The 12,562-nt window shown below is 65.9% G+C and carries 11 protein-coding genes and 6 tRNA genes; 1 reads left to right on the forward strand and 16 read right to left on the reverse strand.

From position 1 onward, the window contains the following. Nucleotides 1–31: 31 nt before the first annotated feature. The 4 genes from TMZ1T_RS14900 to TMZ1T_RS14915 are packed head-to-tail and all read right to left on the reverse strand — an operon-like array spanning nucleotide 32 to nucleotide 3,186. Nucleotides 32–1,585 carry an aromatic/alkene/methane monooxygenase hydroxylase/oxygenase subunit alpha gene (locus tag TMZ1T_RS14900; RefSeq protein WP_012585815.1) on the reverse strand — a complete coding sequence of 518 codons (1,554 nt, stop codon included), beginning with the start codon at nucleotides 1,583–1,585 and terminating at the stop codon, nucleotides 32–34. 20 nt (nucleotides 1,586–1,605) lie between these two features. Further along, on the reverse strand, nucleotides 1,606–1,875 hold the full coding sequence (locus tag TMZ1T_RS14905; RefSeq protein WP_004265988.1) for an MmoB/DmpM family protein: 270 nt from the start codon (nucleotides 1,873–1,875) through the stop codon (nucleotides 1,606–1,608). 12 nt (nucleotides 1,876–1,887) lie between these two features. Continuing rightward, entirely contained in the window at nucleotides 1,888–2,871 is a 984-nt protein-coding gene (locus tag TMZ1T_RS14910; protein ID WP_012585816.1) for an aromatic/alkene monooxygenase hydroxylase subunit beta, read from the reverse strand. Between the two features lie 45 nt (nucleotides 2,872–2,916). Beyond that, the gene (locus tag TMZ1T_RS14915) at nucleotides 2,917–3,186 is read right to left on the reverse strand and encodes a phenol hydroxylase subunit (RefSeq protein ID WP_004265992.1); all 270 of its coding nucleotides are present in this window, start codon (nucleotides 3,184–3,186) and stop codon (nucleotides 2,917–2,919) included. 485 nt (nucleotides 3,187–3,671) lie between these two features. Here TMZ1T_RS14915 and TMZ1T_RS14920 point away from each other — a divergent pair, with 485 nt between their 5' ends. Further along, the gene (locus TMZ1T_RS14920) at nucleotides 3,672–5,339 is read left to right on the forward strand and encodes a sigma-54-dependent Fis family transcriptional regulator (RefSeq protein ID WP_012585817.1); all 1,668 of its coding nucleotides are present in this window, start codon (nucleotides 3,672–3,674) and stop codon (nucleotides 5,337–5,339) included. A gap of 113 nt (nucleotides 5,340–5,452) precedes the next feature. On the opposite strand, the gene TMZ1T_RS14925 is transcribed toward TMZ1T_RS14920, so the two are convergent. The 12 genes from TMZ1T_RS14925 to phbB (TMZ1T_RS14980) form a co-directional block, all read right to left on the reverse strand. Beyond that, nucleotides 5,453–5,529 (reverse strand) — tRNA-Asp (locus TMZ1T_RS14925). A 59-nt stretch (nucleotides 5,530–5,588) separates the two neighbouring features. Next, nucleotides 5,589–5,664, reverse strand: a tRNA-Glu gene (locus tag TMZ1T_RS14930). A 28-nt stretch (nucleotides 5,665–5,692) separates the two neighbouring features. Continuing rightward, nucleotides 5,693–5,768, reverse strand: a tRNA-Ala gene (locus TMZ1T_RS14935). Nucleotides 5,769–5,867: 99 nt separating this feature from the next. Then, nucleotides 5,868–5,944: transfer RNA gene (locus TMZ1T_RS14940), tRNA-Asp, on the reverse strand. Nucleotides 5,945–6,004: 60 nt separating this feature from the next. Then, nucleotides 6,005–6,080: transfer RNA gene (locus TMZ1T_RS14945), tRNA-Glu, on the reverse strand. A 14-nt stretch (nucleotides 6,081–6,094) separates the two neighbouring features. Further along, nucleotides 6,095–6,170: transfer RNA gene (locus TMZ1T_RS14950), tRNA-Ala, on the reverse strand. 63 nt (nucleotides 6,171–6,233) lie between these two features. Next, nucleotides 6,234–7,643: an FAD-binding oxidoreductase gene (locus tag TMZ1T_RS14955; RefSeq protein WP_012585818.1), complete on the reverse strand. Its 1,410-nt coding sequence runs from the start codon at nucleotides 7,641–7,643 to the stop codon at nucleotides 6,234–6,236. A 7-nt stretch (nucleotides 7,644–7,650) separates the two neighbouring features. Beyond that, nucleotides 7,651–8,625: a patatin-like phospholipase RssA gene (gene rssA, locus TMZ1T_RS14960; protein ID WP_004265997.1), complete on the reverse strand. Its 975-nt coding sequence runs from the start codon at nucleotides 8,623–8,625 to the stop codon at nucleotides 7,651–7,653. Nucleotides 8,626–8,655: 30 nt separating this feature from the next. Next, nucleotides 8,656–9,987, reverse strand: coding sequence for a 30S ribosomal protein S12 methylthiotransferase RimO (gene rimO / locus TMZ1T_RS14965; protein ID WP_004265999.1), 1,332 nt, complete (start codon nucleotides 9,985–9,987; stop codon nucleotides 8,656–8,658). A gap of 54 nt (nucleotides 9,988–10,041) precedes the next feature. Further along, nucleotides 10,042–10,635 (reverse strand): polyhydroxyalkanoate synthesis repressor PhaR, encoded by a 594-nt coding sequence (gene phaR / locus TMZ1T_RS14970; protein WP_004266001.1) that lies wholly within the window; start codon nucleotides 10,633–10,635, stop codon nucleotides 10,042–10,044. A 130-nt stretch (nucleotides 10,636–10,765) separates the two neighbouring features. Then, the gene (gene phbB / locus TMZ1T_RS14975) at nucleotides 10,766–11,506 is read right to left on the reverse strand and encodes a beta-ketoacyl-ACP reductase (protein ID WP_004266003.1); all 741 of its coding nucleotides are present in this window, start codon (nucleotides 11,504–11,506) and stop codon (nucleotides 10,766–10,768) included. Nucleotides 11,507–11,744: 238 nt separating this feature from the next. After that, nucleotides 11,745–12,485 carry an acetoacetyl-CoA reductase gene (phbB, locus tag TMZ1T_RS14980; protein WP_004266007.1) on the reverse strand — a complete coding sequence of 247 codons (741 nt, stop codon included), beginning with the start codon at nucleotides 12,483–12,485 and terminating at the stop codon, nucleotides 11,745–11,747. Nucleotides 12,486–12,562: the final 77 nt, after the last annotated feature.

A 12,562-nucleotide genomic window follows, 5' to 3' on the forward strand; every position in this document is an offset into this window, starting at 1 on the left:
CGAGCACCGAGGCGCCCGCAGCGTGCGTGGGTCAGATGTTCTTCGTCGCCTGGCCGCGCCACTCGGCGAAGTTCTTCTTGTCCTCGGAAATGTCGAAGTCGAGGTTGTCGCGGCCGTGCTCCAGCTTGTAGTACTCCAGCACCGCGGCGAGCGGGTCGAAGCCCTCCACCGTCGGGTCGGTGCCCTCGGGGAAGCAGTTGCCCTGGTAGATCTGGTGCACCGGCAGCCAGGCCTGGACGTACTTCTCCGGCTCGTGCTCGAAGATCTCCTTGCAGTGGTCGGAGCAGAAGTGGTACTTGTCGCCCTTGTAATCGACCTCGCGGTAGCAGATCTTGGTCGCGTCGCCCGGCTCGGTGAAGATCATCGGAATCTGGCAGGTCTGGCACAGCATGGGCAGCGTCTTGTTGTAGAAGCGATTGCCCTTGGCGGCTTGCTCGCGCCAGAACTCGTAGCGCGGGCGGTAGTGCTTGTCGAAGCTGTTCGGGTACTTCGCCGACAGCCAGGCCATTTCGTCCTCGTCCGGCATCCAGGTGTGGAAGTTGGTGACGGCACAGTAGTTGTAGAAGGTGCTCCAGGCCTGGTGCGACAGGTGGTCTTTTTCGAGGGCGATCTGGGCCGCGCAGTCGGGCATCTTGATGCCGTAGCGGGCCAGATCCTTGAACAGCGCGCCGCCGTTCTGCTCGAAGTAAACCTCCCAGGCCTCCTTCCAGCTCATCGTGCGCTTGGGCAGCATGTAGTCCATCATCATCGCGACGAGGGTCAGCACGCGGTAGCCGCGCCAGGTCCACTTGTCGATCCAGCGCTGCACGATGGGCACGTTGGCCGGGTCTTGCTGCAGGATGAACTTGATGACTTCGAGGCCCAGGGTCATGTGGCGGGCTTCGTCGGACTGGGCCGAGAAGCCGAAGGTCATGGTGCCCATGTCGCCGTTGTAGGCCGCGCCGGAAACGAAGGGCACGAACAGCAGGTTGGTCAGCACGTACTCGAACGAGAAGCCGATCGACACCATGAACTCGAACGGGCCGGCGGTGATGGCGTCGTCGAAGAAGCTCTTCGGCACCGACAGGAACCACACGCGGTCGTGGGCATGATGGAAGTCATGCATGCCGTTGTAGTACTTGTTGTAGTTCGAGACGGCGTGGACCTGGGTCTGGGCGTGACGGATCTCGTCGAGGGACTGCATCAGGCAGGCGACGCGCGGGCCGGGGCCGGGGAACTGGCGGCCGGCGTGGGCGAAGCCGCGGTGCGCCATATATTCGAGCGGGCTGATGCCGCTGATGAACAGCTTGACCGCGTTGATGTAACGCGCGTCGGTGACGTTCAGATGGCCGTTGTTCTGGTTGAAGGCGTCGATGATCGCGTACAGCTTGCGTTCCTTCTCGGCCTGGTACTTCCAGTAGGCGTCCATGGTCAGGCGGAACGGGTCTTCCCACTTGTCCCAGTCATGGATCTTGATCCCCTCGTAGGCGATGTACGGGTAGATGTCTTCCATCTTCTGGTAGGACGGGGTCCAGTCGAGGCCCCGCGTCATCACGGCATAGCGCTCTTTCAGGCCGAGCTTCTTCTTGGCGACTTGCATGTCCATTTTCGTGTCTCCTCGGGGTCTCAGGATTTCCAGAACAGGGTGATTTCGTCGTCGGTCTGATCGAGGTTGCCCGACATGGTGATCATGTTGACCTGCAGCTCCTGCAGGTCGTAGTCGCGGCCGATGAGCTCCTCGATGGTCTCGCGACGCACGACGAGGCGGCCGTCGGCGTTGATCTTCACCATCGCCGGCTGCTCATCCACGACGGCGCCGGGGTTGTCCTGCAGGATCGCCTCGATGATCGGGCGGGTGTCTTCGTTGGTCTGCAATGCGAGAAATACGGTCGACATTGAATGCTCCGCTCAGAGGGCGACGCCGGCCTTGGCCATGCGCGCGTTGAATTGCTGGACGACTTCGCCGAGGACTTCGTCCGAGCGGTCGCCGAGGGCGATGCGCGCGACCGGCAGCAGCGCTGCGGCCGCGCGATCACGCCACTGGCTCAGCCAGCGCGCCATGACTTCCTTGTTCTCGGGCGACTCGGCCGCGGCGATCTTCACCGTGGCGTCGACCCACTTCCGGGTCTCGGTGAACCAGTCGGTCATGAACTGGGTGAGCATCGCCACCGGCGTGCCCCCCTGGGACGACAGCACGTCGTCGATGATGGTTTCGTACACCAGCGGGTAGAGCAGGCCGTCGAGCGCGACGTTCTGCGCCACGAAGAGCTCCACCGGGTCCTTGATCACGAAGGAATCCTCGACGTAGCGGCGCAGGCCCTGCCAGGCGTCATCGTCCATCCAGGCGCGCTTGGCCTCGTCCAGCGCCTCGACGTCGCCGAGCAGCAGGCCGACGCGGGTGAGGTACTGGGCGATCCCGAGCTGGTCCATCGCCTGGTAGATGTGCGGCTGCGAGAAGCCCGTGCCGTAGCTGTAGGCACAGACGCTCGCGTTGTTCATGTTCGAGCCCCAGGCCACGTGCCGCAGCGGCAGCAGCAGTTCGAGCACGGTCTTGCGCACGGACTCGGGCAGGGTTGCGGCCAGGCCGCGGTTCTCTACGAAGTCGAAGTTGGCCTCGGCGGTGTCCTGCTGCTTGGCGCGCGCCAGGGTGTAGGCGCCGTAGTAGAACTGGCGCGGATCCTTGAAGGCGTACCAGTCGGCCATCTTGATCGCGGTGCGCGAGGCATCGTAGATGTCGTGCTCGGGATCCCAGGTCGGGCGGTAATGGAAGTTCGCCGTCTGCTGCATGTCCAGCGTGCCTTCCTGGTAGCGCGACGCGGGCTTGTCCGCGCCGATGCGCCGGACGATGTTGTCGAACGTCTGCCGCAGCGGCTTGATGGTGACGGTGCGCAAATCGATCTGCGTGGAATCTCCTCCTGTGTACTCGTCTGTCGGCGCTCAGCGGAAGCGCTGGTGGGTGGCTTGATGCAGGTTCCAGTTCCAGTCCCCGGACTCGTCCTCGCCCTTCGTTTCCTCCACGCGGGGCTCCAGGAAGACGACGTGGTTCGACTGGCAAAAGGAGTCGTAGGCGTCGGACGGCAGCAACATCTCCGCGAACAGCTCGGGGTCGCCGATGGCGAACTCGAATTCCACGAAACCGTCCGGACGACGCTCGATCAGACGGACGAACTTCCGGTTCAGGTCCACCGCCGGTTCGCTGTTCTTCATGGCCCACACTCCTTCGGATTGATCAACACGGGCTGGCCGCAGGGAACTACTTAACAAGTTCCGTGCCAATTTCAGAAAACCCACGTTTATAGCCTGATTCAGCCACTTTCTCGATATTCCAAGCCTGTGGCGACGACTACCCGCTTCACCAAATGATCAAATCCAGCGTCTCGTTGATTATTTGATTTAGTCTATTTATTGCCATGCAGCAAGCCGTCTGGCCGGCGAGTCGTCCCACCCCGCTTGCCGGGCAGCGTCACTCCGCGCTCATGCTGAAGAAGGACAGGATCGGCGAGATGGTGAAAAGTCCGGCTCCTTGTCCTACGCCGTTTCTTTTTCTCGAGATTTTCTACATAATCGAAAGGATTTCGTGCCACCCGAAGCCAATCGGCCTGAGGTAATCTGATCGCTTCGCCCGGCCACCACGACGACCCCGGAAACCAACCGCCGCAGAGCGGAAGCGAAACCCGCCTGGAGGAGACCAATTGGCCAGCATCCAATACCCGGAGAACGCCGACCTGCGCAGCCTGCTGCGCTTCGCCGCGGAGGACGGCCTCATCTGGCTCGGCGAGCACCGCATGCTGCTGCTGCACGCCGGCGCAATGGCCGAGCTGCGCAAGGAGCTGATCGAATCGGTCGGCCGCGAGCAGGCGCGCCGCATCCTCACCCGCATGGGCTTCGCCTCGGGGATGCGCGACGCCGAGCTGGCACGCAAGACACGCAGCGGCAGCGACCTGGCCGACGCCTTCGTGATGGGGCCGCAGCTGCACATGCTCGAAGGCTGCGCGCGCGTCGAGCCGGTACGGCTCGAGTTCGGCGGCCCGGGCAACAGCTTCTACGCCGAATTCCTGTGGGAAAACGCCTGGGAGGCGGAGGCGCATGTGCAGGCCTTCGGCGAATCCGCCGAGCCAGTGTGCTGGATGATGATCGGCTATGCCTCCGGCTACACCAGCGCCTTCACCGGGCGTTTCATCCTCTTCCGCGAGACCGAATGCGCGGCGACCGGGCAAGAGCGCTGCCGCATCGTCGGTCGCCCTGCCGAGGACTGGCCCGACGCGGACACGCTGCTGCCCTACTTCCAGGCCGACTCGATCGTCGGCCGCCTGCTCGAGCTGCGTGAGGAGATCGAGGCCATGCGCCGCACGATCTCCTGTCCGCGCCGCACCCCCGACCTCATCGGCAGCTCCGCCGCCTTCCTGCACGCCTACGACCTCATCGGTCGCGCCGCGTCCACGAACGTGTCGGTGTTGCTGCTCGGCGAGACCGGCGTCGGCAAGGAGCGCTTCGCCCGTACCCTGCACGAGATGAGCGCGCGCAAGGACGAGGCCTTCGTCGCGGTCAACTGCGCCGCGCTGCCCGACGAGCTGATCGAATCCGAGCTCTTCGGCGTCGAACGCGGCGCCTTCACCGGCGCGCACACCTCGCGCGCGGGCAAGTTCGAACGCGCGCATGGCGGCACCCTCTTCCTCGACGAGGTCGGCGAGCTGCCGCTGCCCGCGCAGGCCAAATTGCTGCGCGCGCTGCAGGAAGGCGAGATCGAGCGCCTCGGCGACGAGCGCACGCGCAAGGTCAACGTCCGCCTCGTCGCCGCGACCAACGTCGACCTGCAGAAGGCGGTCAATGCCGGCACTTTCCGGCGCGACCTGTACTACCGCCTCAACGTCTATCCGGTCACCATCCCGCCGCTGCGCGAGCGCACCGGCGACATTCCCGCACTGGTCGAGGCCATGGTGCGCCGCTTCGAAACCCTGCACGGCAAGCGCATCGCCGGCCTCAGCGACAAGGCGATGCACGCACTCAAGCTGCACGCCTGGCCGGGCAACGTGCGCGAGCTCGAGAACGTGCTCGAGCGCGGCGTGATCCTCGCGCCCCAGAACGGCCAGATCGAGGTCGAGCACCTCTTCATCGGCACGCTCGACGAGCACGCCCGCGAGCACTCGCTCAGCGCCCAGGGCGGGCTCGAAACCGCGCGACGCGCGCAGCAGGATCTCGCCGCGGCGGTACTCGACTCGGGGATGTCGCTCGACGCCTTCGAGCAGCGCCTGCTGCAGCACGCGGTCGAGCGCGCCAACGGCAACCTGTCGGCGGCGGCGCGACTGCTGGGCATGACGCGGCCGCAGCTGAACTACCGCATCAAGAAGCAGGGGGCGTAAGGCGCGAGGAGGGGCGCATGCGGGCCCCTCCCCTAGGACCAACGGAAGCATGCCCGTTGCGGCCGCAGACGGAAAAAAGCCACCGCACGGAAACCGTACGGTGGCTTTTTTGGTGGCGGAGTGGACGGGACTCGAACCCGCGACCCCCGGCGTGACAGGCCGGTATTCTAACCGACTGAACTACCACTCCGCGCTGACCTGCTCCGGCTTTCGCCGGTTGCGACCCGAGCAACATCGGACCGCCTTTTCTGGCGTCCCCACGGGGATTCGAACCCCGGTTATCGCCGTGAAAGGGCGGTGTCCTAGGCCTCTAGACGATGGGGACTGCAAGCCTATCTACTGCAAAAAACCTTTGGTGGAGGTAAGCGGGATCGAACCGCTGACCTCTTGCATGCCATGCAAGCGCTCTCCCAGCTGAGCTATACCCCCACAACGAGTCGGCGATTATAGCTTCTGAAAAAGCCCACCGCAACTGCCCCGGAGCGTCACTTCCGAAACATCGCAAGGCCGAAGCCCTGCTCTTGAAACTGGCGGAGTGGACGGGACTCGAACCCGCGACCCCCGGCGTGACAGGCCGGTATTCTAACCGACTGAACTACCACTCCGCGCTGACCTGCCCGGCTTTCACCGGCTTGCTTTCCAGCCATTGGCCGGACCGCCTTGTATGGCGTCCCCACGGGGATTCGAACCCCGGTTATCGCCGTGAAAGGGCGGTGTCCTAGGCCTCTAGACGATGGGGACTGCATTCTTCAGTTTGGTGGAGGTAAGCGGGATCGAACCGCTGACCTCTTGCATGCCATGCAAGCGCTCTCCCAGCTGAGCTATACCCCCGGCACCAAAGAGCGCGCATTATAGGTCGCTCCCCGGGACCTGTAAACCCCCTCTCCGAACTTTCTACAGCACCTTGCCCGGATTCATCAAACCGGCCGGATCGAAGGCCTGCTTCACCCGCCGCATCAGCTCCATCTCGAGCGCCGGCTTGTAGCGCAGCACCTCCTCGCGCTTGAGCTGGCCGAGACCGTGCTCGGCAGAGATCGAGCCACCGAGTTCGCAAACCAGGTCGTGCACGATGCCATTGACCTCTGCGGTGCGTGCAATGAAGGTGGCGTTGTCGTCGGCCACCGCCTTGGACAGGTTGTAGTGCAGGTTGCCGTCGCCGATGTGCCCGAAGGCCACCACGCGAATGTCCGGCCAGCGCGCGGCAAGCGCCGCGCCGGCGCGTTCGAGGAACTCGGGGATGCGGCTGACCGGCACCGAGACGTCGTGCTTGATGCTGACGCCCTCGATGCGCTGCGCCTCGGAGATGTCCTCGCGCAGCGCCCACAAGGCCCGCGCCTGCGCCACGCTCGCCGCCACCACGGCGTCGCTGGCCAGGCCCTGCGCGACGGCCTCGCCCAGCACCGCCTCGAGTTGGGCCTCGAGCGGCGCATCGACGGCCGGATCGGAGAGCTCGACCAGCACCGTCCACGCCGGCGCACCGGCGAGCGGATCGCGCGCGCCCGGGATGTGCCGGAGCACGAGCCCGAGCGCCGTGCGGCCGACAATCTCGAACGCGCTCACGCGGTCGCCGCAGGCTGCCCGCAAGAGCCCGAGCAGGCGCACCGCCGCGCGCGGGTCGGCCACCGCCACCCAGGCCGTGGCGCGAGTGCGGATGGCCGGGAAGAGCTTCAGCACCGCGGCGGTGACGATGCCCAGGGTGCCCTCGGCGCCGATGAAGAGCTGCTTGAGGTCGTAGCCGGTGTTGTCCTTGCGCAGAGCACGCAGCCCGTCCCAGACCCGGCCGTCGGGCAGCACCGCCTCGAGCCCGAGCACCAGGTCGCGCGTGTTGCCGTAGCGCAGCACCTGCACGCCGCCGGCGTTGGTCGACAGGTTGCCACCGATCAGGCAGCTGCCCTCCGAGGCGAGCGAGAGCGGGAACAGGCGCCCGGCGGCCTGCGCCGCCTCCTGTACCGCGGCGAGCGTGCAACCGGCCTCGACGGTGAGCGTGTCGTTGTCGGGGTCGAGCGCACGAACACGGTCCAGGCGCGCGAGACTGATCACCACCGCCGCGCCATCGGCGAGCGGGGTCGCGCCGCCGCACAGGCCGGTGTTGCCGCCCTGCGGCACCATCGCCACGCCCGCCTGCGCGCAGGCGGCGACCACCGCGGCCACCTCGGCGGTATCGCGCGGACGCACCACCGCGCGCGCGCGGCCGTGGTAGCGCCCGCGCCAGTCGCTCAGGAAGGGTGCCATGTCGGTTTCGCCGTCGAGCACGTTGGCCGCGCCGACGATCGCGCGCAGGCGCGCATTCAGTTCATCGCTCATCCGATCCTCACTCGTTGGCGCCGCCGAGCAGTTCGCGCAACAACGGGCGCACCCGCGCCACCGCCGCGACGCCCTCGGCGATCGCCTCGTCGGCGCGGTGATAGTCCATCAAGCCGAGCTGGCTCACCCGCGGCGACACCAGCAGGTCCGCGGGCTCGCCGGCGAGGCGGCTGCGCGCGATGCGCACCTGCATGATGTTGATGCTGGAGCTGATCACCGAGACCAGCGAGGGAAGGCTGTCGGCCGCAGCCAGGGGCCGCGAGGGCATGCCGGACTCGGCTTCGGCGGCGAAGCCGAAGCGCGCGAGCAGGCGCTCGGTCCACCCCGCCTCGGTCTCCTCGACCGGCGCAGGCTCGACCGCCGAGCGCCGGAAGGCGCGCCCCACCATGTCCGAGCCGAGATCCACCGCGATCACGACGTCGGCCCCCATCGCGCGGCACAGCGACACCGGCACCGGATTGACCAGGCCGCCATCGACCAACATGCGGCCCTGGTGCAGCACCGGCGTCATCAGCCCGGGGAGCGCGATCGACGCACGCACCGCGGCCGACACGCTGCCCTCGTGCAGCCAGATCTCGCGTCCGGTGGAGAGTTCGGTGGCAACGCAGGCGAAGCGCTGGTCGAGCTCGGTGAAGTCGCGGTCGACGAAGTTGCGCTCGAAGAAGTCGATCAGCTTCTGGCCCTTGATGAGCCCCCCGCGCAGCGACACGTCGAGCAGCGACACCACGTCCTGCCACTTGAGGGTCTCGGCCCAGCGCACCAGCTTGTCGAGGTCACCCGAGGCCGCGGCGGCGCCCACGAAGGCACCGATCGAGCAGCCGGTGATGATCTGCGGCACCACGCCTTCACGCGCAAGTTCGAGCAACACGCCCAAGTGCGCCCAGCCGCGCGCGGCACCGCTGCCGAGCGCCAGGCCGATCACCGGCCCGCCACCCGAGGGCTCGGCGCAGGCCAGCCCGACAGAGCCCGCCCCGCTCAGCACGGCGAGGGCTCCGGCACGGAAATGCCGGCCTTACTCGATGCGCTCGGCGTAGAGGTCGTGCACATCGCAGTCGGTGATGCGCACCCGCACGAAGTCGCCCGGCGCGAGGCCGTCGCCCTCGGGGATGACGACCAGGCCGTCGATCTCGGGCGCGTCGCCCGGCGAGCGCGCGAGCGCGCCCTCCTCGTCGACCTCGTCGACCAGCACGGTCATCTCGCGGTCGATCTTGGCCTCGAGGCGCTGCGTGGAGATGTCCTCCTGGAAGTCCATCAGGCGCGCGCGGCGTTCCTCGCGCACCTCGTCCGGCACCGCGCCGGGCAGCTCGTTGGCGGTCGCGCCCTCGACCGGCGAATAGGCGAAGGCGCCGACGCGGTCGAGCTGGGCCTCTTCGAGGAAGTTCAGCAGCATCTCGAAGTCTTCCTCCGTCTCGCCGGGGAAGCCGGTGATGAAGGTCGAGCGGATGGTCAGCTCGGGGCAGATGCTGCGCCACTTGCGCACGCGCTCGAGCACGTTCTCGGCATTGGCCGGGCGCTTCATGGCCTTGAGGATACGCGGGCTGGCGTGCTGGAAGGGCACGTCGAGGTAGGGCAGGATCTTGCCTTCGGCCATCAGCGGGATGAGATCATCCACGCTCGGATACGGATACACGTAATGCAGCCGGATCCAGATGCCGAGTTCGCCGAGCGCCTTCGCCAGGTCGAGCAGGCGCGTCTTCACCGGGCGCCCGCCCCAGAAGCCGGTGCGGTACTTGACGTCCACGCCATAGGCCGAGGTGTCCTGCGAGATCACCAGCAGTTCCTTGACGCCCGCGTCGGCGAGCGCCTCGGCCTCGCGCATGACCTCGTGGATCGGACGGCTGACGAGGTCGCCGCGCATCGACGGGATGATGCAGAAGCTGCAGCGGTGGTTGCAGCCCTCGGAGATCTTGAGATAGGCGTAATGCTGCGGTGTCAGGCGGATGCCTTGCGGCGGCACGAGGTCGGTGAACGGGTCGTGCGGCTTGGGCAGGTGGCGATGCACCGCGTGCATGACCTCCTCGGTGGCGTGCGGGCCGGTGACCGCGAGCACCTGCGGATGCGCGGCGAGGATCACATCGTCCTTGGCGCCGAGGCAGCCGGTGACGATGACCTTGCCGTTCTCGGCGAGCGCCTCGCCGATCGCGTCGAGCGATTCCTCGACCGCGGCATCGATGAAGCCGCAGGTATTGACGACGACCAGGTCGGCGTCGTCGTAACTGCCCGAGATCGCATAGCCCTCTGCACGCAGCCGGGTAAGGATGTGCTCGGAGTCGACCGTCGCCTTGGGGCAGCCGAGGGAAACGAAGCCGACGCGCGGCAGGTCGGAAGTCTTGAAGGTGGTCATGCAAAGAACCTGTCGGGTCGGGGCGGCGGCGGCCTCAGCGGCGCGCGGCGCCGCTCACTTCTTGCCGTCGCCCTTGAGCGCGGCGGGCGCGGCGGATTCGGCGTCCTCGGGACGGACGTAGCCCGGGAACTGGAAGCCGGTGAACATGTTGCGCGTCTGGCTCTCGAGCTGCGTCTGCATCTGCTCGAACATCTTCTTCGACTGGTCGACGTAGGCGCCCATCATGCTCTGCAGCGCGGGCCCCTGGAAGTTGAGGAACTGCGCCCACAGGTCCTGGCCCACCGGGCTGTTCTCGCCATAGATCGCGCGCGCCTGGTCCTGGAGCTTGACCTGCATCTCGGTGAAGGCCTTGATGTTGCTCTCGAGGTACTTGCCCATCATGCCCTGCATGGCATTGCCGTAGAAGCGGATCATGTGCGCGAGCAGGTCGCTGGTGAACATCGGCGCGCCCCCCGCCTCTTCCTCGAGGATGATCTGGAGCAGGATGCTGCGCGTCAGGTCCTCGCCGGTCTTCGCATCGACCACCTGGAAGTGCTCGTGACCGAGCACCAAGTCCTTGACGTCGGCCAGGGTGATGTAGGAACTGGTCCGCGTGTCGTACAGACGGCGGTTCGGGTACTTCTTGATCAGTCGCTGCTGTTCCGGCATTTCTCCGTCTCCTCGGCGGCGGTGTCTTCGCTCTGTGCGAAAAAATTATATCGCGCTGCGACATCGAAACCACGAAAAAACCCCGTCTTTCGACGGGGTTGCGTGATTTCGCGCATGACACGGCGCAACATCAGCACATGTGCAGGCCACCGTTGATGTTGATGGTCGCCCCGGTGATGTAGGCAGCCTTGTCGGAGGCGAGGTAGGCGCACAGGTCGCCGATCTCGTCCGGACGGCCGAGGCGCTTCATCGGCACGGTGTCGATGATGCCCTGGCGGATGTCTTCGCGGATCGCCATCACCATGTCGGTACCGATGTAGCCCGGGGCGATCGCGTTGACCGTCACACCCTTGGTCGCCAGCTCGGCGGCGAGCGCCTTGGTGAAGCCCAGCACGCCGGCCTTGGCGGTCGAGTAGTTGGTCTGGCCCGCCTGACCCTTGACGCCATTGACCGAAGAGATGTTGATGATGCGACCCCAGCCGCGCTCGGCCATCTTCGCAGAGACGTGGTGGGTGACGTTGAACAGGCTGTTCAGATTGGTGTTGATCACCGCATCCCACTGGCCCTTCTCCATCTTGGGGAAGAACTTGTCGCGGGTGATGCCGGCGTTGTTCACCAGCACATCGATCGGACCGACGTCGGCTTCGATCTTGGCGACCATCGCCGCGCACGACTCGTAGTTCGACACGTCGCCTTCGGCGGCGGCGAAGTCGAAGCCGAGGTCGCGCTGGGCGGACAGCCAGGCGTCCTTTAGCTCGAAGTTCGGCAGGCAGTTGGCCACGACCTTGAAGCCGTCCTTGGCAAGCGACTGGCAGATCGCCGTACCGAGACCACCCATGGCGCCGGTGACAAGAGCGATTTTCTTGGACATCTTGAAATCCTTCAGGAGCATTTGTAGAAACCGAGGCCGCCTGCGGGCCAGTACAGCCGGCACGCGCTTCGGTCGTGGATGCGGCAGCGCATCAGCCACCTCACGCGCGGATTATAGCCCCTGTTTCACAACTCATGTTGCGATGCAATAGCCCCATTCCCGCGCCCCGCGAGCACAAAAAAAAGCGCGCTCCACCGGAGCGCGCCACGTTGCGGAGCCGGAACCGGCCGCCGACGGGTCAGAACATGTGCTGGCCGCCGTTGATCGAGATGTTGGCACCGGTCACGAAGGCCGCCTCGTCGGAGGACAGGTAGGCCACCAGGCCGGCGATCTCTTCCGGCTTGCCCAGGCGAGACACCGGGATCTGCGGCAGGATCTTGGAGTCGAGGATCTCCTGCGGGATCGCCATCACCATCTTGGTGCCGATGTAGCCCGGCGAGATGGTGTTGACGGTGACGCCGTTACGCGCCACTTCCAGCGCCAGCGCCTTGGTGAAACCGTGCATGCCGGCCTTGGCCGCGGCGTAGTTGGTCTGGCCGAAGGCGCCCTTCTGGCCGTTGACCGAGGACACGTTGATCACGCGGCCCCACTTGCGCTCGACCATGCCGTCCATGACCTGCTTGGTCATGTTGAAGGCGGAGTCGAGGTTGGTGCTGATGACCGCATCCCAGTCGGCCTTGGTCATCTTCTTGAAGGTCATGTCGCGGGTGATGCCGGCGTTGTTGACCAGCACGTCGACCGGACCGACCTCCTTGACCACTTGCTCGACGCAGGCCTTGCACGAGTCGAAATCCGCCACGTCGCAGGGAACGGCCTTGAAGCCGTAGCCCATGTTGTTCATGGTCTGCAGCCACTCCTGGGCCTTGGTGTTGCCCGGGGAATGGGTCGTCACCACCTTGTAGCCGAGCGCGGCCAGCTTGATGCAGATCGCCTCGCCGAGACCGCCCATGCCGCCGGTTACCAGTGCAACTCTTGCCATCTTCTTCTCCTCTCCCTATGCGGGGTACTTTCGTAGTGCTGGACGGACCTTGAACACGACGGCAGCGACCGCCCGAT

Origin of the sequence: Thauera aminoaromatica, from assembly GCF_000021765.1 — a bacterium.
In the GTDB taxonomy this organism is placed as follows: Bacteria; Pseudomonadota; Gammaproteobacteria; order Burkholderiales; family Rhodocyclaceae; genus Thauera; species Thauera aminoaromatica.